We start from the raw sequence: 20,511 nt of genomic DNA on the forward strand, positions 1-20,511 counted from the left end.
TGCGTAAACCTTAATAATCGGGTCTTCGCTTGGGACAACCCTTAGACATTGAAGTTGGCTGGGGTATGGCAGGTGCAGGGAAGGACAGCAGAGAGACAATAATAATGGTAGACAACAAAAAACGTCCGGGAAAAGATCTCGACCGTATTGACCGTAACATCCTCAACGAATTGCAAAAGGATGGCCGGATTTCAAACGTCGAGCTTTCCAAACGTGTGGGATTATCTCCAACTCCATGTCTGGAGCGCGTTCGTCGTCTGGAACGTCAGGGCTTCATCAATGGTTATACCGCATTGCTTAACCCGCATTATCTGGATGCCTCGTTGCTGGTGTTTGTTGAGATTACCCTCAACCGTGGCGCGCCGGATGTGTTTGAGCAATTTAACGCGGCAGTACAAAAACTCGAAGATATTCAGGAGTGTCACTTGGTTTCAGGGGACTTCGACTACTTGTTGAAAACCCGCGTACCTGATATGTCCGCCTACCGTAAGCTGTTAGGTGAGACTTTACTTCGTCTTCCAGGTGTTAACGACACCCGTACCTATGTGGTCATGGAAGAAGTAAAACAAACAAATCGCCTGGTCATCAAAACCCGGTAATTGTTCAGGTGCAAAACCTTGTAATTTTAGCTACACTCCTGTGTATCTATACAGCTATGGCGCCGGGGACTCTCGGCGCTGTTGCTTTTTCTCAGTTCACAGGAACCTGGAGAGCCTTTCTTGAGCCAGGAATATACAGAAGATAAAGAAGTTACCCTTAAAAAGCTGAGCAATGGTCGCCGTCTTCTGGAGGCTTTGCTGGTAGTGGTAGCGATTTTTGCTGCTTATTTAATGGCGGCATTGGTAAGTTTTAACCCCTCTGATCCAAGCTGGTCTCAGACCGCATGGCATGGGCCAATTCACAACTGGGGCGGTGGTGTGGGTGCCTGGATGGCGGACACGCTGTTCTTCATTTTTGGCGTATTTGGTTACGCTATTCCACCTATTATTCTGTGTCTCTGCTGGGCGGCTTTCCGTCAGCGGGATAAACAGGATTTCGTCGATTACTTTGCTCTTTCGCTGCGCCTTATCGGGACGCTGGCGCTCATCGTCACGTCTTGTGGTCTGGCGTCAGTCAACATCGATGACCTTTACTACTTCGCATCCGGTGGTGTGATCGGCAGTTTGTTAAGTACAGCAATGACACCGTATTTCAACAATGTCGGCGCCACGCTGGTGTTGTTGTGCGTATGGGCCGCCGGACTGACGCTGTTTACCGGCTGGTCATGGCTGACGATTGCTGAGAAAATTGGTGGTGCGGTGCTCGGTGTCACTAATATCGTGACGAACCGTTCCCGCCGTGACGATGATTATGAGTACGACGAGCAGGATGATCCGTTACTGGAAGACGAAGAAGCGAAACCGGTGGCTAAAGTGGCTCCGGCAGTCGCGGGTGCAGCGGCAACAACTGCGATACCTGCTTCCGCACTGGCTGCAGAAACCGATGACGATGACGTTCTGTTCTCTGCACCTTCTGTGAATGATCAACCTGTGGCGCAGGCACCTTCTGCCCCTGTTTCTCTAGTGACAGAGTCTGAGACGGCCGCGGCTGAACCGGCTGCGGTCGCGAGTCCGGCGCCAGCAGCAGACCCTTACGCAGCACAACCGCCGGTGGCCGAGATTTCACCTTACCCGTCCACGCCGGTTTCAACTGCGCCGCCGCTGTATAATTTCGAAATCCCGGAAGACACGCCGGTACCGCGTCATCCGCAGCCGGTGCAGCAATCTCCTTCTCCTGCGCCGGTTGAGCGTAATCAGGAAGATGGCCCAAGCCTCGGAAACTGGCAAACAGCGGTCGAACCAAGCCGTTCACCGTTTGATTTCAGTTCACCGGTACCTGACGCCGCGCAGGCCGCCAGCGTCGCCGCCACGGCCGCACTCGCTACCGGTCTGGCTCAGGCAGGGCAGTCTGCGACATCTTCTGCTGCCAATACTTTCATGCCAGCTTTCAGCGCGGTGAGTGATGAAAATCCGCAGGTGAAAAAAGGTTTTGGCCCTGAATTGCCGCGTCCAAATCCGGTGCGTATACCGACGCGTCGTGAACTGGCGTCGTATGGTATTAAACTGCCGTCTCAGCGTATGGCTGAACAGCAGGAAAATGCGCAGGCAACGGCACAGCAAAATGTCGAACAGGAAACCTGGCATAACGATCCTTTGGCTCAGGCTGACGAAGAAGCTATGCAGGAAGCCGCATTGCAGCAGGCGTTTGCCGCCCAGCAGCAAGAGCGCTACGGCGATGCCGCGACTGTAAATGAACCGGATGCAGAAGCTGCCTTACAGGAAGCTGAATTACGCAATGCGTTCGCTGCCCGCGAGCAGGCGCGTTATCAGCAAGAGGTTGAACCGCAGAGCGGTCTGGTTCAGCATCATCATTCGCAGGAAAACCAGGAAGAAATTACCCATTCTGCTGCCGATGATTTTGCTGCTGCCGCGATGAAACTCAGTCAGCACGATGCTTTCAGCTTCTCGCCAATGGCTGATCTGGTGGACGATACGCCGTCAGAGCCATTGTTCACGCTGCCAGCGCAAGCAGAAGAAGAGCCACAACCTGCGGCATTTGCACAGCAACCTTATCAGCGCGCTGTGGCTTCAGAGCCGGTGCAACATGCGCAGGAATATGAAGCACCGTGTCAGTCATCGCCATCGGCGCAGCCTGATATGGAAAGCCTGATCCACCCGTTCCTGATGCGTAACGAACAGCCGCTGGTGAAACCGACTACGCCACTGCCATCGCTGGATTTGCTGACTTCGCCTCCGGCTGAAGCTGAGCCTGTGGATGAATTCGCGCTTGAGCAGATGGGTAACCTGATCGAAGCCCGCCTGAACGATTACCGTATTAAAGCGGATGTCGTCGGAAAACTGCCTGGTCCGGTCATCACGCGTTTCGAACTGGATCTGGCGCCGGGCGTTAAAGCCGCGCGTATTTCTAACCTTTCGCGTGACCTTGCTCGTTCACTGTCAGCTGTTGCTGTACGTGTTGTGGAAGTTATTCCGGGCAAGCCTTATGTCGGTCTGGAATTACCAAACAAGAAGCGTCAGACCGTGTATCTGCGGGAAGTGCTGGACTGTGCAAAATTTAAAGAAAGTACATCCCCGCTGACGATTGTATTGGGTAAAGATATTTCGGGTGAGCCAGTTATCGCCGATCTGGCGAAAATGCCGCACTTGCTGGTGGCCGGTACGACCGGTTCCGGTAAGTCTGTCGGCGTTAACGCCATGATCTTGAGTATGCTTTACAAGTCCAAACCGGAAGATGTTCGCTTCATTATGATCGACCCGAAAATGCTCGAGCTTTCGGTGTATGAAGGTATTCCACATCTGCTGACTGAAGTCGTCACTGACATGAAAGATGCGGCGAATGCACTGCGCTGGTGTGTCGGCGAGATGGAACGTCGCTATAAACTGATGTCGGCGTTGGGCGTGCGTAATCTGGCAGGCTATAACGAACGAGTTCTGGAAGCGGAAGCGATGGGACGTCCAATCCCTGACCCATTCTGGAAGCCGGGGGATGGCATGGCCGCGGAGCCGCCGTATCTGCAAAAAGAACCGTTTATCGTGGTGATGGTCGATGAATTTGCCGACCTGATGATGACCGTCGGTAAAAAAGTCGAAGAACTGATTGCGCGTCTGGCACAGAAAGCCCGTGCAGCTGGTATTCATCTGGTTCTGGCGACACAGCGTCCATCCGTCGACGTTATTACCGGTTTGATTAAAGCTAACATCCCGACCCGTATTGCCTTTACGGTTTCAAGCAAAATCGACTCCCGTACCATTCTGGATCAGGGCGGAGCTGAATCGCTGTTGGGGATGGGTGACATGTTGTATATGGCGCCTAACTCCTCGATACCGGTGCGTGTTCACGGTGCTTTTGTCCGTGACCAGGAAGTCCATGCGGTAGTTCAGGACTGGAAAGCGCGCGGTCGTCCGAAATATATCGAAAGCATTGTTTCCGGTAGTGACGACGGTGAAGGTGGCGGTTTAGGTCTGGATGGCGATGAAGAGCTTGATGCGCTGTTTGATCAGGCCGTTGCATTCGTGGTCGACAAACGTCGTGCTTCGATTTCAGGTGTTCAGCGTCAGTTCCGTATCGGTTACAACCGCGCTGCGCGAATCGTTGAGCAAATGGAAGCGCAGGGCATTGTCAGCACACCTGGCCATAACGGTAACCGTGAAGTACTGGCACCGCCTTCTCACGAATAAAACGGGACTGAACTGCCTGTATTTTGTTAAGAAGGGTCGCGAATGCGGCCCTTGTGCAAAGATGCGTAAAACACATGTTTTTCAGATGATTGAGCTACCACCGGAGCGCTGCCTCGGATAGAGTTCGCACCATACGTCTTTTGCCTGTGTAAAAGGCATCGTCTGAAGTTTATGGATTTCTGAGGTAATGATAAGAATGAAAAAATTGTTAATGGTAGGGTGTTTACTGACCGCATTTACCTCCGCTTCCGTATTGGCGGACGCCAGCAGTGATCTCAAATCCCGTCTGGGTAAACTCAATACTTTTCACGCCAGCTTCACTCAGACTGTGACCAGCGATGACGGCGCAGCCGTTCAGCAGGGCGAAGGCCAGCTGTGGGTAAAACGTCCTAACCTGTTTAACTGGCATATGACGACGCCAGATGAAAGCATTTTGGTTTCTGACGGAAAAACGTTGTGGTTCTACAACCCGTTCGTTGAGCAGGTCACCGCGACCTGGCTGAAAAACGCGACCGGCAACACGCCGTTCATGCTGATCACACGTAATGACAGCAGCGACTGGGCGAAATATAACGTGAAGCAGAAAGGCGATGATTTTGAGTTAACGCCGAAAACTTCAACCGGAAATCTGAAGCAATTCGCGATCACTGTCACGCCAACCGGTACCATCAAAAGCTTTACTGCGGTTGAGCAGGACGGCCAGAAAAGTGCTTACACCCTGAAGGGTGAGCAAAACGCGGCTGTAGATGATGCTAAATTTAAATTTACTCCACCTAAGGGTGTGACGGTGGACGACCAGCGTCAGTGAGGTTAGTTTGAGTAATCTGTCACTCGATTTTTCCCAAAACGAATTCCAGCCACTGGCCGCCCGTATGCGGCCAGTAACTCTTGCAGAATATATCGGGCAACAGCATCTGTTAGCACCGGGCAAACCTTTGCCGCGGGCGATAGAAGCAGGGCAGTTGCATTCGATGATTTTGTGGGGGCCGCCGGGCACCGGGAAAACAACGCTGGCAGAACTGATTGGCCGCTATGCTAATGCCGATGTCGAACGTATTTCGGCGGTCACATCAGGCGTGAAAGATATTCGTGAAGCGATTGAGCGTGCCCGCCAGAATCGTGATGCCGGGCGTCGTACGATCCTCTTCGTCGATGAAGTCCATCGTTTCAACAAAAGTCAGCAGGATGCTTTCCTGCCGCATATCGAAGACGGCACTATCACGTTTATTGGTGCGACGACTGAAAACCCCTCGTTTGAACTCAATTCTGCATTGCTTTCCCGCGCCCGTGTTTATCTGCTGAAATCACTGACAGCGGAAGATATCGAGAAAGTGATTGATCAGGCACTGACCAACGCTGAGCGCGGTTATGCCAATGAAAAAATTCGTGTTCCGCCAGAAACCCGCCGCATGCTGTCAGAGCTGGTGAACGGTGACGCCCGTCGTGCGCTGAACAGTATTGAAATGATGGCTGATATGGCGGAAATCGACGCCAAAGGTTACCGGACGTTAACGCCGGAATTGCTCACAGAAATTGCCGGTGAGCGCAGCGCGCGTTTCGATAATAAAGGCGACCGTTTCTACGATTTAATTTCTGCGTTGCATAAATCGGTACGCGGTTCTTCGCCTGATGCAGCACTTTACTGGTACGCCAGAATTATCACCGCCGGTGGCGATCCGCTTTATGTTGCGCGCCGTTTGCTGGCTATTGCCTCCGAAGATGTCGGCAATGCGGATCCGCGCGGTATGCAGGTGGCGCTTGCTGCCTGGGATTGTTTTACCCGTGTCGGTCCGGCGGAAGGTGAGCGCGCCATAGCACAGGCGATTGTGTATCTGGCTTGTGCGCCGAAAAGTAATGCTGTCTATACCGCCTTCAAATCGGCCATGCGCGATGCGCGAGAAATGGCGGATTTTGATGTACCGGAACATCTGCGCAATGCACCGACCAAGCTGATGAAAGAAATGGGCCTGGGTGCGGAGTACCGTTACGCGCATGACGAACCGAATGCCTATGCTGCTGGCGAAGATTATTTCCCGCCTGAGATGGCCCGTACGCAATATTATTACCCGACGTCACGCGGGCTTGAAGGTAAGATCGGCGAAAAGCTGGCCTGGCTTGCAGAACAAGATCAAAATAGCCCGACAAAACGCTACCGCTAACTTTATCGTTGCGGTAAGGTTACCCGTGATAACTCTTTGACACGCTGCCGTTTCAGTCAGCGTGCATCGTCAAAATAACATTCAATAATGACACGTACAGGATTAGCATGCTCGATCCCAATATGCTGCGTAATGAGCTAGACGCAGTTGCAGAAAAACTCGCTCGCAGAGGTTTTAAACTCGATGTGGAAACGCTGCGTTCTCAGGAAGAACGTCGCAAAGTCTTGCAGGTAGAAACGGAAACTCTCCAGGCTGAACGTAACGCACGATCGAAAACTATCGGTCAGGCAAAAGCCCGTGGCGAAGACATCGAACCCCTGCGTCTGGAAGTGAATTCGCTGGGTGAGAAGCTGGATGCCGCGAAGGCTGAACTGGATGCATTGCAAAACGATATCCGTGATATCGCTTCTGCTATTCCGAACCTGCCTGACGATTCCGTACCTGCTGGTAAAGACGAAAACGACAACCAGGAAGTAAGTCGTTGGGGCACGCCGCGTCAGTACGATTTCACTGTACGTGATCACGTGTCGCTGGGCGAAATGGCCGGTGGTCTTGATTTTGCCGCGGCTGTTAAGCTGACCGGTGCGCGTTTTGTGGTGATGAAAGGGCAAATCGCCCGTATGCACCGCGCGCTGTCACAGTTCATGCTGGACTTGCACACCGAGCAGCACGGCTATCTGGAAACTTACGTTCCGTATCTGGTCAACCAGGAAACGCTGTACGGTACCGGTCAGTTGCCTAAGTTTGGCGAAGACCTGTTCCATACCAAACCGCTGGATGAAGAAGCGGGCAGCAGCAACTATGCGCTGATCCCGACGGCTGAAGTGCCGCTGACTAACCTGACACGTGACGAAATTCTTGAAGAAGAATCTCTGCCACTGAAGATGACGGCGCACACGCCTTGCTTCCGGTCAGAAGCCGGTTCTTATGGTCGTGATACCCGTGGTCTGATCCGTATGCACCAGTTCGACAAAGTTGAGATGGTACAAATCGTTCGTCCTGAAGAATCGATGGACGCACTGGAAGAACTGACCGGTCATGCAGAAAAAGTGCTTCAGTTGCTGAATCTGCCATATCGCAAAGTTCTGCTGTGTACCGGCGACATGGGCTTTGGTTCATGCAAAACCTACGATCTGGAAGTCTGGCTGCCAGCGCAGGATACTTACCGCGAAATTTCCTCATGTTCAAACATGGGTGATTTCCAGGCTCGCCGTATGCAGGCGCGTTGTCGCAGCAAAACCGACAAAAAACCGCGTCTGGTTCATACCCTGAACGGTTCTGGTCTGGCTGTCGGTCGTACGCTGGTGGCTGTGCTGGAAAACTATCAGCAAGCTGACGGTCGTATCGAAGTGCCGGAAGTATTACGTCCATACATGGGCGGTTTAGAATATATCGGCTAACCCCGTTATATATGCAGTAATATAGCGAAAAGGCGCCTGATGGCGCTTTTTTTATGCATAAAATCGTGCGTTGCGTTAAGTATTCCTCATTTGCCCCCACTCAACCCCTCCTTTTTTGATAGCAGACAAAGTTTCCTACCTCCTTATTAGTAGTATCCCTGCATTCTGAGTGGGTAACTACTTCATGACCGGAGCGGGAAAATGTCGCAAACAGAACCAGAAGTCATCACGATAAAAAGTGGTATCAGCCGCCGGACGCTGATGAAAACATCAACGCTGGCAGGGCTGGCTATTGCTGCGGGTGGCGTATCGCTGCCATTTAGCCGTAAAGCACTGGCGCAGGCTGTGGGGGATGCGAAAAACCTGGCACCTGAAGACAAAGTGGTCTGGGGCGCCTGCTCGGTCAACTGCGGCAGCCGATGCGCCCTGCGTTTGCATGTACGTGATGATGAAGTTTATTGGGTTGAGACGGATAATACCGGACAGGATATTTACGGTGATCACCAGGTTCGCGCTTGTCTGCGTGGTCGCTCAATGCGTCGCCGGATGAACCACCCGGAGCGTCTGAACTACCCGATGAAGCGCGTCGGAAAGCGTGGTGAAGGTAAATTCAAACGCATCAGCTGGGAAGAGGCCTTTGATGAAATCGCCAATAACCTGAAGCGTATTGTCGCCAAATACGGCAATGAAGCGGTTTACATTAATTACACCTCCGGCGTCGTCGGCGGCAACATTACCCGTTCTTCCCCTTACGCCTCGCTGGTCGCCCGTCTGATGAACTGCTACGGCGGTTTCCTCAGTCATTATGGTACCTACAGTACGGCGCAAATTTCCTGCGCGATGCCTTACACCTATGGCAGCAATGACGGGAACAGCACGTCAGATATTGAAAACAGCAAGCTGGTGGTTCTTTTCGGTAACAATCCGGCTGAAACGCGTATGAGCGGTGGTGGGATCACTTATTACCTCGAACAGGCACGCGAGCGGTCCAATGCGCGAATGATCGTGATCGACCCGCGTTACACCGATACTGCCGCAGGCCGTGAAGATGAGTGGATCCCGATCCGTCCTGGAACGGATGCCGCACTGGTGGCAGGTCTTGCGCATGTGCTGATCACCGAAAACATGGTCGATCAGCCTTTCCTCGACGCGTATTGCGTGGGTTATGACGAGAAAACATTGCCAGCGGATGCGCCTGCCAACAGCCATTACAAAGCGTACATTCTCGGACAGAGTGCAGATGCCACGGCTAAAACGCCGGAATGGGCATCGCGTATTACCGGAATTCCCGTGGATCGCATCATCAAACTGGCGCGGGAAATCGGGCAGGCAAAACCTGCTTATATTTCTCAGGACTGGGGTCCGCAACGTCAGGCCAATGGTGAACTGACGTCCCGCGCCATCGCCATGCTGCCCATTCTGACCGGTAACGTCGGGATTAACGGCGGTAACAGTGGCGCGCGTGAATCGACGTACACCATTACTATCGAACGTGTGCCGGTGCTGGAAAATCCCGTGGAAACGCAGATTTCCTGTTTCAGCTGGACCGATGCCATTGCGCGCGGCCCGGAAATGACCGCCAAAGCTGACGGCGTTCGCGGTAAAGACAAGCTGGATGTGCCGATCAAGTTCATCTGGAACTATGCCGGTAACACCATCACCAACCAGCATTCCGATATCAATAAAACCCACGACATTCTGCAGGATGACTCACAGTGCGAAATGATTGTGGTGCTGGAAAACTTCATGACCTCATCGGCGAAATACGCCGATATCCTTCTGCCGGACCTCATGACCGTCGAACAGGAAGACATTATCCCCAACGATTACGCCGGGAATATGGGTTACCTGATTTTTATCCAGCCCGCGACCTCTGCCAAATTCGAGCGCAAAGGTATTTACGAGATGATGAGCGAAGTGGCGCGTCGTCTTGGACCGGATGTTTATAACAAATTCACCGAAGGCCGCACCCAGCGCGAATGGTTGCAGTATCTGTACGCCAAAATGCTGGCGAAGGACCCGGCTTTACCTGCGTATGAAGAACTGCGCGAGATGGGAATCTATAAACGCAAAGACCCGGCTGGGCATTTCGTAGCGTATAAAAAATTCCGCCAGGATCCGGCCGCCAATCCGCTGAAAACGCCTTCCGGAAAAATCGAAATTTATTCTTCCGCACTGGCGAAAATAGCCAGCGAATGGGAACTGAAAAAAGACGAAACCATCAGCCCGCTGCCGGTTTATGCCTCGACTTTCGAAGGTTGGGATGACCCGAAACGCAGCCAGTTTCCGCTACAGATGTTCGGGTTCCACTACAAAGCCCGCACCCATTCCACTTACGGCAATATCGACGTGTTGCAGGCGGCCTGCCGTCAGGAAGTGTGGATCAATCCGTTGGATGCCAAAACCCGTGGTATTGAGAACGGCGACAAAGTGAAAGTGTTTAACGACCGCGGCGAAGTGCGTGTGGCGGCGAAAGTCACGCCACGCATCATGCCCGGCGTGGTGGCAATGGGGCAGGGCGCATGGCATCAGGCCAATATGAAAGGTGATCGTATTGACCACGGCGCTTGTATGAACACGCTGACCACCCAACGCCCGTCCCCGCTGGCGAAGGGGAATCCTCAGCACACTAATTTGATTCAAATAGAAAAAGTCTAAAGAAGCTACGGACAAAGAGCCTGGCTCGATGACATGGTTGTTAAATTTTCGTCCTGCAGTCAGGGACGTTACGGAGTAAGCAATGTCGGATTCAAACAGTAATAAAACGAGTTCAGGCGGCGGGTTCAGCCGCCGTGACCTGGTCAAGGGAACTACACTCGCCGGTATGGCAGCCGCCGTCGGGGGCATATCACTGCCATTTAAATCAATACGCGCTGAAACGCGTCAGGCTCCGTCTCCGGCTACGGATGAGAAAATCGTCTGGAGCGCCTGTACCGTTAACTGCGGCAGCCGTTGTCCGCTGAGAATGCATGTCATTGATGACGAGATACGTTATGTCGAAACCGATAACACCGGTGATGACGATTATGAGGGATTGCATCAGGTTCGCGCCTGTCTGCGCGGACGTTCCATGCGTCGCCGTGTTTATAATCCTGACCGTCTGAAATATCCGATGAAACGCGTCGGCAAACGTGGTGAAGGTAAATTCAAACAAATCAGCTGGGACGAAGCCTTCGACACGCTGGCCGGCAGCCTGAAAGACATTATCCATCGTTATGGCAATGAAGCCATCTATCTCAATTATGGCACCGGCACGCTGGGCGGCACCATGACCCGTTCATGGCCGCCGGGCAAAACGCTGATTGCCCGCCTGATGAACTGCTGCGGCGGTTATCTGAATCATTATGGCGATTACAGTTCGGCGCAAATTGCTGCAGGTCTGAATTATACCTACGGTGGCTGGGCGGATGGCAACAGCCCGTCTGATATTGAAAACAGTAAACTGGTGGTGTTATTCGGGAATAACCCCGGTGAAACCCGCATGAGCGGCGGCGGTGTGACCTATTACCTCGAGCAGGCTCGTCAGCGTTCGAATGCCCGAATGATCATTGTTGATCCGCGTTATACCGATACCGGTGCAGGTCGTGAAGACGAATGGGTGCCGATCCGTCCGGGTACGGATGGCGCTCTGGCCGCGGCGCTGGCACATGTCATGATCACCGAGAATCTGGTGGATCAGCCGTTTCTCGACAAATATTGCGTCGGTTATGATGAAAAAACCTTACCGGCGGGCGTTGCGCAGAACGCGCATTATAAAGCCTATATTCTTGGAACCGGGCCTGATGGCGTAGCGAAAACACCGGAATGGGCGTCAAAAATCACCGGGATCTCAATCGAGAAAATAATTAAGCTCGGGCGTGAAATCGGTCAGGCGAAACCAGCATTTATCACTCAGGGCTGGGGTCCGCAGCGCCATGCTAACGGTGAAATTGCAACACGTGCGATTGCGATGCTGGCTATTTTGACCGGTAACGTTGGCGTTCATGGTGGTAATTCCGGTGCCCGTGAAGGCTCCTACGAAATCCCGTTTGTCCGTATGCCAACGCTGGAAAATCCGGTTGAGACCAGTATTTCCATGTTCATGTGGACGGACGCGATTGTGCGCGGGCCGGAAATGACGGCGACCAAAGATGGCGTGCGCGGAAAATCCAAATTGGATGTGCCGATCAAATTTATCTGGAACTATGCCGGTAACTGTCTGATTAACCAGCATTCCGATATCAACCGCACCCACGACATTCTGCAGGATGACCAGCAATGCGAAATGATTGTGGTGATTGATAACCACATGACGTCTTCGGCGAAATACGCGGACATTATCCTGCCAGACTGTACTGCCTCTGAGCAGATGGACTTCTGCCTTGACGCGTCATGCGGCAACATGGATTACATCATTTTTGCCGACCAGGCGATCACGCCGCGCTTCCAGTGCAAAAATATTTATGAGATGACCAGTGAATTGTCCCGTCGCATGGGAGTTGAACAACAGTTCACTGAAGGCCGCACGCAGGAAGAGTGGTTACGTCATTTGTATCAGCAATCCCGTGAAGCATTGCCGGAACTGCCAGACTTCGACACTTTCCGCAAACAGGGCATGTTCAAAAAACGCGACCCTGACCAACACCATGTGGCTTACAAAGCATTCCGAGAAGATCCTGCCGCCAACCCGCTGAGCACGCCTTCGGGCAAAATCGAAATCTACTCGGCTGAACTGGCCAAAATTGCCTCTGAATGGGAACTTTCCAAAGAAGATGTCATCGATCCGTTACCGGTTTATGCCGCCGGTTTCGAAAACTATGACGATCCGCTGGCCAGCAAATATCCGTTACAGATGACCGGTTTCCACTACAAGGCGCGCGCCCACTCCACTTACGGCAACGTTGATGTGCTCAAAGCTGCATGCCGTCAGGAAATGTGGATCAACCCGATGGATGCCGCGCAGCGTGGCATTACCAACGGCGACATGATCCGCATCTTCAACGATCGTGGCGAAGTGCAGATTGCCGCCAAAGTGACGCCGCGCATGATGCCGGGTGTGGTGGCGCTCGGCGAAGGTGCCTGGTATTCCCCTGACAGCAAAAAAATCGACCGGGCGGGCAGCATCAACGTCCTGACTTCTCAAAGACCTTCACCGCTGGCGAAAGGCAACCCCTCTCATACCAACCTTGTGCAAGTGGCTAAGGTTTAACGGAGTAAAACATGACAACTCAATATGGTTTTTATATTGACTCAAGCCGCTGCACAGGATGCAAAACTTGTGAGCTGGCCTGTAAAGATTTCAAAAACTTAACGCCGGACGTCAGTTTCCGCCGCATTTATGAATATGCCGGCGGTGACTGGCAAAAAGACGGTGACGGCTGGCATCAGAATGTCTTCGCGTATTATCTGTCGATTTCATGTAACCACTGCGCGGATCCGGCCTGTACCAAAGTGTGCCCGAGCGGCGCAATGCATAAGCGCGAAGATGGCTTTGTAGTGGTGAATGAGGACGTTTGCATCGGTTGCCGTTATTGCCACATGGCATGTCCTTACGGCGCGCCGCAATACAACGAAGCCAAAGGCCACATGACCAAATGTGACGGCTGCTATGAGCGCGTTGCGGAAGGCAAAAAACCGATTTGCGTGGAATCCTGCCCGCTGCGTGCGCTGGATATGGCACCCATTGAAGAACTGCGTGCGAAATACGGTGATCTGGCTGAAGTAGCTCCACTGCCAGCTTCCCACTTCACGCACCCAAATATCGTCATCAAACCCAATGCGAATTGCCGTCCTGTAGGCGATACCACGGGTTATCTGGCTAACCCGAAGGAGGTTTGAGATGGGAAACGGATGGCATGAATGGCCGTTAATGGTCTTTACGGTTCTGGGGCAATGTGTGGTTGGCGCATTTATCGTGCTTGCTATCGCATTACTGACGCAACGCAGCAAGGAAGAAACCCGCAGGATCCATCTTTCGATGTTCTTCCTTTGGGCGCTGATGGCGATCGCTTTTATTGCTTCGGTTTTGCACCTGGGTTCTCCGCTGCGCGCATTTAACTCGCTGAACCGGCTGGGGGCTTCACCTCTTAGCAACGAAATCGGCAGCGGGTCGTTATTCTTTGCTTTAGGCGGAATTTACTGGCTGCTGGCGATGATTAATAAAATGCCGCGCGCACTGGGCAAAATCTGGTTAATCGTTACCATGGTGGCAGGTATCGGTTTTGTTTACGCGATGTGCCGCGTTTATGAAATTGATACCGTGCCGACCTGGGATAATGCGTTTACCTTCTTCCATTTCGGCCTGACAGTGCTGATCGGCGGTCCGGTTCTGGGCTATTTGCTGCTGCGTGGTGCGGATATCAATGGTTGCGGGCTGCGCCTGTTGCCGGTCATTAGCCTTGTTGCGCTTGTGGTAAGTATGGCGGTGGTTGTGCTGCAAAGTGCCAGTCTGGCAGGCATTAACAGTTCTGTTCAGGCTGCCTCTGCCCTTATCCCGCAATACGGCTCGCTGTCTGTCTGGCGTCTGGTGCTGGTGGTTCTCGGCCTGGGTTGCTGGTTCTGTCCGCTGATTATGCGTAAGCGTCCGGCACTGGCATCATTGATTCTGGCCTTCGTGCTGGTCTTTGCCGGTGAGTTGATTGGCCGTGCCATTTTCTACGGTTTGCATATGACCGTTGGGATGGCCGTTAGCGGCTAATGTACGGCAGTCAGGTTCATCCGGGAACGCGTCGCTAGCTGTGATGCGTTCTCTCAAAACAGAGTAAATTATGTCAGCAGAATCAATCAGTTTAACCGGTAAAATTTTAGGCGCGATATTATTTTATCCACCAGATTCCCCGGAAGTTCAGCCATTAGTTTCGTTACTGCAAACCGGCAACTGGGCATCTTTGTGGCCATGTGCCGGTGAGGAGGCCAAAGAGCTGGCCATTGAGCACTTCGGTCAGATTCATCAGTCGGAAGAAAGTTTTGGAGACGCCTTTCAGCGCCTCTTTGTAGGTCCTTACGCGCTGCCAGCGCCGCCGTGGGGTTCTGTCTATCTGGATAAAGAATCCGTTGTGTTTGGCGATTCAACCCTGGTCCTTCGTCAGTGGATGCGTGAAAACGGTATAGAACCGCACCTGACTCAGGCTGAACCGGAAGATCATATCGGTCTACTGCTGATGATGGCTGCGTGGCTGGCTGAAAACTCTCCGGCATTGCTGAATGAATTTCTGACGATGCATTTACTGCCGTGGGCGGGGCGTTATCTGGAATTGCTGCGACAAAAAGCTGAGCATCCGTTTTATGTGGGTGTGGCTGTGCTGGCTGAGTCCACACTTTGTGGCTGGAAACAGCAGCAGAGCCTGGAAGTGAACGCAGTGGATCTGTATTTCTGATGAGCGACTCACGCGACGCCAGTTATTATCGCTCCTGGATGAGCAGCCGAACGGTCAGCCGCCGCGGATTATTCCGCGGTTTGTTGTCACCGGCAAAAAAGGCCGTTGAACAGGCAGCCAGTCCGGAGCAAACATTGCTGGTTCGTCAGTGTCCGCGTCCTCCGCAAGCAGTGGCGGAGCCGCTCTTTATACAAAAATGCGATGGTTGCGGCCGCTGTGCAGAGGCCTGTCCGGTGGGGATTCTGAGTATCGATAAAGGAAAGCCAGCACTGTCCATTGAGTACGCAGAATGCGATGCTTGTGGGGCCTGCACATCATCCTGCGAGAGTGGTGCGCTGGATGCCGGAGTCGTAATGGATACCGGTTTGCGTCCGGTAATTTTGCCGCAATGTCTGGGGCGCATAGACGACTTGTGCAGGATGTGCGAAATTACGTGTCCGCGCACGGCAATATTTTTTAATCAACAAAATCAACCTGCCGTCGATAGTGACAAATGTGACGGTTGCGGTAAATGTAAACTCGTTTGTTATCATGGCGATATCGTCTTGTCATTAAAGCATCATGATTCCTGATACCCATGCTTGATTAACAATTTCAATCATCCGTCTTCCGTTTGTGCTCCGGCTCGTTTTTGCCGGATTGACTTTTAATCCGCCAGTGGCATGATGCGCGCAATTTCTTCCTCTTTGTGGTCATCAACGTCTTATGTCCGCCTATTCTCGCCCCGTTTCTCTGCTGTTGTGCGGACTCCTTCTGCTGACGATTTCTATCGCCGTTTTAAACACGCTGGTACCTTTGTGGCTCAGCCATGAACAGCTGCCGACCTGGCAGGTCGGGCTGGTCAGTTCCTCGTATTTTACCGGTAACCTGCTGGGGACTTTGCTCGCAGGCGGGCTGATTAAGCGCATTGGTTTCAACCGTAGCTACTATCTTTCCTGCGTAATATTCGCAGTCGCTACCGCAGGGCTGGCGCTTTCCATGAGCTTCTGGACGTGGGTATCGGCGCGTTTCGTGGCGGGTATTGGCTGTGCGTTGATCTGGGTGGTAGTGGAAAGCGCGTTGTTGCGTAGCGGGACGGTCAAAAACCGTGGCCAGTTGCTGGCGGCGTATATGATCATGTACTACATCGGAACGGTGGCAGGGCAGTTGCTGGTCGGGACAGTGCCAACAGCAATCTTCAGCGTCCTGCCGTGGGTAACCGCACTAATTGTGATTGCGATGCTTCCGTTGTTGTTAACGCATATTGAAAATCAGGACAGCGAGCAACCGCGCCATGCGGTGATGCCGATGTTCAGACGCCGTAATGCCCGTCTGGGGATAAACGGCTGCATTATTTCCGGTATTGTCCTGGGTTCACTCTACGGTCTGATGCCGTTGTTCCTGACGCATCAGGGAATGAGTGATGCGAATGTAGGTTACTGGATGGCATTACTGGTCAGCGCGGGAATTATCGGGCAGTGGCCGGTAGGGCGTCTGGCCGATCGCTATGGCCGGTTGATGGTTTTACGCATCCAGATTTTTTGCGTCATTCTTGGCAGCATTGCGATGCTCAGTGGTTATGCGATGGCTCCGACCCTGTTTATTCTCGGATGCGCGGGCTTCACGTTGTATCCGGTCGCGATGTCATGGGCTTGTGAGAAAGTGAGCGCAGATGAGCTGGTGGCGATGAATCAGGCTCTGTTGATGAGTTATACCATCGGCAGCCTCGCCGGACCGACCATGACCGCGATGCTGATGCAGAGTTATTCCGACCGCCTGCTGTTCGTGATGATTGCGGTGGTTTCGCTGGTCTATCTGGTGATGCTAATGCGCAAAGCAGATCATACGCATAATCCGGTTGCTACTGCGTAATACCTTTTATACCTGAGGCTGCAAAAGCAAAAAAGACGCCAGATGGCGTCTTTTTTATGGCATAACCGGGTGATTAATAAATCACTTTATGACCGTAGCTGGCGAGAATGTTTTTCACTCTTTCCATGATCTCTTTGGTTGGCGGATTAACGCCGTCCAGTCCGTATTTCTCCCCCATTGCCGTCCATTTATGTTTGCCGAGTTCATGATACGGCAGCAATTCGATCTTCTCGATGTTGGTCATATCCTTGGTGAACTCGCCCAGTTTATGCGCGGATTCGTCATCGTCTGACCAGCCCGGTACAACCACATAACGGATCCAGGTGCGCTGATTACGTTTTGCCAGATAGCGGGCAAAGTCCAGCGTACGGTGGTTAGACACACCCACCAGATTCTGGTGAATATCGTCGTTCATCTGCTTGAGGTCGAGCATAACCAGATCCGAGACATCCAGTAATTCGTCGATTACCGGATCATAACGGCGGACAAAACCGTTGGTGTCGAGGCAAGTGTTAATCCCTTCCTTCTGGCAGGCGCGGAACCAGTCACGCACAAATTCCGCCTGAAGGATGGCTTCACCCCCTGACGCTGTTACACCACCGCCTGAAGCATTCATAAAGTGGCGATAGGTCACGACTTCTTTCATTAAATCATCGACATTGATCTCTTTCCCGCCGTGCGTGTCCCAGGTATCGCGATTATGGCAATACATGCAACGCATCAGGCAACCCTGGAAGAAAACAATGAAACGGATACCTGGGCCGTCAACGGTGCCACAGGATTCATATGAGTGGATGCGACCTTGAACGGACATATGTCCCCCTGACTCAGTGGTGCTTTCCGTGGAAATACAATCAGTTAAGTTACTCATAAAGTTTCACTTAGTCCTAAATAGTGCAGATTCGTGGACATTATATGGACACTCCGTTAAGTGGGTTTAATGAGACTGCATCCTGCAAAAAGTCCGGTGCAAAGTGCGCATAAACCATGGTCTGTTGTACGGTGGAATGCCCTAAAATTCGCTGTAGTGTAATAATATTACCTCCATTCATCATAAAATGCGTGGCGAATGTGTGCCGCAGAACATGTACAGCCTGTCCGGCGGGTAGGTCTGGCTTCATAGTTCGCAGTGTGTTTCGCACCGTGTCGTAATTGGGCGTAAACAGTTTCCCGGTACTACGTTTTTTCACCATTTTAACCAAGCCCTCAGACAGCGGTATTGTTCTGCGTCTACCATTCTTCGTTTTCATGAATGTCAGCATGCAGTTAATAATGTGCTCAGCTTTAAGATCTGCAACTTCACTCCAGCGACCACCGGTGGCCAGACAAAGCAGCACAGCGTTGCGGTTGTCTCCTTCCAGCATATCGAGCAACTGCGTGATTTCTTCCGTGGAAAGAAACGCCATTTCTGGCTCAGCCTCTTTAAGCTTTTTCACGCCTCTGAAAGGATGCTCGCTGTGATATTCATTGGCATCAATCAGCTTGGTAAACATGCCGCTGAATATAGCCTGATGACGGTTCACACTGGCTGGTTTCAAGCCTTCATTCATCATCTTGACCCGATAATCCGTTATAGCTTTCTTGGTTATCTGGTCAGCTCTGGTCACCCCGATTTCAGCAAACTTAATCATGATTGCTGAAAGCCTGCCTTTTTCTATCAGACCACGGTTATGGTGCTTACCGTGGTATAGCCACCACAATTCCAGCAAATCAGTCAGTTTGCGGCGGTCTGCCGGTTTCTCTAACCACTCTTTATTATGGTAGTTAACCAGCACATGACGCTCATAAATCTGAGCCTCACCTTTCGTATTAAATTTACGCCGGATTCTTCTTCCCTCGGAACCCTGCGGCCTTACATCCACTTCATATCGACCATCATCGAGCTTCTTAATTGACATAGCGAAGCCCTCCAATGGTTACAACTTTGTTCGGTACTGTCTGTTTGTGGCTGTAACAGTCGGCCACTGTACAAAAATCACATATTTGTGCGGCGTATATGGTCAGCCAGTCTTTTGGTCTGAGTGGGACGAGGTTGGATTTTCTTGCCCAGAGTGTGCGAGTGCCGGCGCTATTTGGCCGGATGCGGGATCGGTCTCATCGAACATGAACCAGTTCTGATATTTGCGAAAACGAGGAAGCTTGAACAGCTTGACGCCAGATTCAAAGGTCATCTTTGATTTGTCATTTTCATAGCCGTGATAGGTGGTGTAACTAATTCCAACGATATCAGTTAGTTCCCGAATGCTTAGCCTTTCGGAGTCACGGATAAGTTTAAGTTTTTCGCCTTGAGATGTTGACATAATATCGAGTTCTCGTAATTATATTGAAAACTAAAAACCGCAATCACACTCAAAGCAGCCTAAATGGTGCCAGAACGTGATACGGAGCCAAGTCGGAGAATAGCAAATGACAGTAGAAGCGAAAACCATTGAATCTGAGAGCTCAGATGAAAATGCCACCATCAATCCAGAGGCTGGGGCAAAGCGGAAGCCAATCAATTTGTCGGAAAAGCCCGGCAACCTACTTTCAAAGGAAGGCTTTGCGCTTTACGTGGGTAAAACCCCAGCCGCAATAGTAGCCATGGCCAAGGCCGGAAAACTCCCAGCTTTTTACATGGCTGATCCACTAAAGCCCGGAGGGCATGCAGAGTTATGGATTAGCCGTAAAGAGTGGGACAAGTTTGCTGATCAGCTTGTTGAAGATGCACCGGCAGAATGGCACGGATGGAAGGACCGTATTAGTGCAAGTAAGCCTTGCCGTGGACGCGGCCGCGCAGCATAGAAGAGGCCAGTGATATGCAAAACCCAATCTCTTTAGCACCACTGCTCTGGAATCATCAAACCGCACGTCCCATGAATAATTCAATTACACATGGGAAAGGCCGCAAAGGAATCATTATCTGCTCACGCCGTTCTATGCGCGCGGTAGCAGTAAAACGGTTTTTATCATGGGGGAAGAAATGACAGTAATCACTGCGGCTATTGTAATGAATCAGCCTGCCGGGCTTCGCGCTGCTGTTGGTGAGCGCCTTGCGCCAGCTCGCTGGCAAACCTCTTGTGATTTCTATAACAAGATGAGCGAACGTGAACGTCTGACCATCTGTTTTCATGCTCAATTAAGACAACGGCATTCAGTTATGAAATTGCAGGAAATGAACGATTGCGATCGTGAGCGTATTGTCTGTGCAATTGATGAGCTCCGGGCTGCTTTTGCAAAGTACCGTAGTTTCAGGATTACCAAGTCATGTTTTATCGGACGTTTAAATATTAGCGAACGCCGCACTTTATATTTTCATGCAGGATTAACGGAAGAAGAATTCAGCCAGCCATATTGGCGAATCGAGGACGAAACCTGCTCATGGAGAGAGGCTTTATTCCGGGCTCTACGGGAATTATTTAGCTTGTTCGAAAATGCGCCGACTGTATTAACGTCGGTTCGCCCCGAAACTTACCTCCACTAATTAACCATTTTTAATTCTGCGCTTGATTGCGTAGGGGATCCTTTTGTC

The 20,511-nt window shown here is 51.9% G+C and carries 17 protein-coding genes; 14 read left to right on the forward strand and 3 right to left on the reverse strand.

The annotated features are described in order from the left end of the window. Positions 1–104: 104 nt before the first annotated feature. The 12 genes from lrp to J1784_RS19200 all read left to right on the forward strand — a co-directional run bounded on the left by lrp (position 105) and on the right by J1784_RS19200 (position 17,003). Positions 105–599, forward strand: coding sequence for a leucine-responsive transcriptional regulator Lrp (gene lrp, locus J1784_RS19145; RefSeq protein ID WP_013574775.1), 495 nt, complete (start codon positions 105–107; stop codon positions 597–599). Positions 600–719: 120 nt separating this feature from the next. Beyond that, positions 720–4,238: a DNA translocase FtsK 4TM domain-containing protein gene (locus J1784_RS19150; RefSeq protein ID WP_217150513.1), complete on the forward strand. Its 3,519-nt coding sequence runs from the start codon at positions 720–722 to the stop codon at positions 4,236–4,238. 196 nt (positions 4,239–4,434) lie between these two features. Beyond that, a complete protein-coding gene (gene lolA / locus J1784_RS19155) occupies positions 4,435–5,046 on the forward strand; it encodes an outer membrane lipoprotein periplasmic chaperone LolA (RefSeq protein ID WP_217150514.1) in 612 nt (203 codons plus the stop codon). 7 nt (positions 5,047–5,053) lie between these two features. Beyond that, positions 5,054–6,397, forward strand: coding sequence for a replication-associated recombination protein A (locus J1784_RS19160; RefSeq protein ID WP_217150515.1), 1,344 nt, complete (start codon positions 5,054–5,056; stop codon positions 6,395–6,397). Positions 6,398–6,504: 107 nt separating this feature from the next. Further along, positions 6,505–7,797, forward strand: a complete 1,293-nt coding sequence (serS, locus tag J1784_RS19165) for a serine--tRNA ligase (protein ID WP_217150516.1) — start codon at positions 6,505–6,507, stop codon at positions 7,795–7,797. Between the two features lie 201 nt (positions 7,798–7,998). Continuing rightward, the gene (gene ynfE, locus J1784_RS19170) at positions 7,999–10,455 is read left to right on the forward strand and encodes a selenate/tellurate reductase subunit YnfE (RefSeq protein ID WP_217150517.1); all 2,457 of its coding nucleotides are present in this window, start codon (positions 7,999–8,001) and stop codon (positions 10,453–10,455) included. Between the two features lie 82 nt (positions 10,456–10,537). Then, positions 10,538–12,985, forward strand: coding sequence for a dimethylsulfoxide reductase subunit A (dmsA, locus tag J1784_RS19175; RefSeq protein WP_217150518.1), 2,448 nt, complete (start codon positions 10,538–10,540; stop codon positions 12,983–12,985). Positions 12,986–12,996: 11 nt separating this feature from the next. Beyond that, complete coding sequence (locus tag J1784_RS19180) at positions 12,997–13,614, forward strand: DMSO/selenate family reductase complex B subunit (protein ID WP_217150519.1); 618 nt, start codon at positions 12,997–12,999, stop codon at positions 13,612–13,614. Position 13,615: 1 nt separating this feature from the next. Beyond that, a complete protein-coding gene (locus J1784_RS19185; RefSeq protein WP_217150520.1) occupies positions 13,616–14,473 on the forward strand; it encodes a dimethyl sulfoxide reductase anchor subunit family protein in 858 nt (285 codons plus the stop codon). A gap of 70 nt (positions 14,474–14,543) precedes the next feature. Then, entirely contained in the window at positions 14,544–15,152 is a 609-nt protein-coding gene (dmsD, locus tag J1784_RS19190) for a Tat proofreading chaperone DmsD (RefSeq protein WP_217150521.1), read from the forward strand. After that, positions 15,152–15,724, forward strand: coding sequence for a ferredoxin-type protein NapF (locus tag J1784_RS19195; protein WP_217150522.1), 573 nt, complete (start codon positions 15,152–15,154; stop codon positions 15,722–15,724). The genes dmsD and J1784_RS19195 overlap by 1 nt, the downstream gene beginning before the upstream one ends. 133 nt (positions 15,725–15,857) lie before the next feature. Continuing rightward, positions 15,858–17,003 (forward strand): MFS transporter, encoded by a 1,146-nt coding sequence (locus J1784_RS19200; protein WP_217150523.1) that lies wholly within the window; start codon positions 15,858–15,860, stop codon positions 17,001–17,003. Between the two features lie 73 nt (positions 17,004–17,076). Here the strand turns inward: J1784_RS19200 and pflA are convergent, their stop codons facing one another. From pflA to J1784_RS19215, 3 genes are all read right to left on the reverse strand, one after another. Next, complete coding sequence (pflA, locus tag J1784_RS19205) at positions 17,077–17,817, reverse strand: pyruvate formate lyase 1-activating protein (protein WP_120131445.1); 741 nt, start codon at positions 17,815–17,817, stop codon at positions 17,077–17,079. Positions 17,818–17,914: 97 nt separating this feature from the next. Continuing rightward, complete coding sequence (locus J1784_RS19210; RefSeq protein WP_015689581.1) at positions 17,915–18,901, reverse strand: phage integrase; 987 nt, start codon at positions 18,899–18,901, stop codon at positions 17,915–17,917. Between the two features lie 102 nt (positions 18,902–19,003). Then, positions 19,004–19,303, reverse strand: a complete 300-nt coding sequence (locus tag J1784_RS19215; protein WP_013574789.1) for a helix-turn-helix domain-containing protein — start codon at positions 19,301–19,303, stop codon at positions 19,004–19,006. A gap of 106 nt (positions 19,304–19,409) precedes the next feature. Between J1784_RS19215 and J1784_RS19220 the strand changes: the two genes are divergently transcribed. After that, positions 19,410–19,784, forward strand: coding sequence for a Cox family DNA-binding protein (locus tag J1784_RS19220; RefSeq protein WP_129991223.1), 375 nt, complete (start codon positions 19,410–19,412; stop codon positions 19,782–19,784). Between the two features lie 178 nt (positions 19,785–19,962). After that, positions 19,963–20,463 (forward strand): replication protein B, encoded by a 501-nt coding sequence (locus J1784_RS19225; RefSeq protein ID WP_217150524.1) that lies wholly within the window; start codon positions 19,963–19,965, stop codon positions 20,461–20,463. The last annotated feature ends 48 nt before the right edge of the window (positions 20,464–20,511 follow it).

This window comes from Rahnella ecdela (assembly GCF_019049625.1).
Taxonomy (GTDB): Bacteria; Pseudomonadota; Gammaproteobacteria; order Enterobacterales; family Enterobacteriaceae; genus Rahnella; species Rahnella ecdela.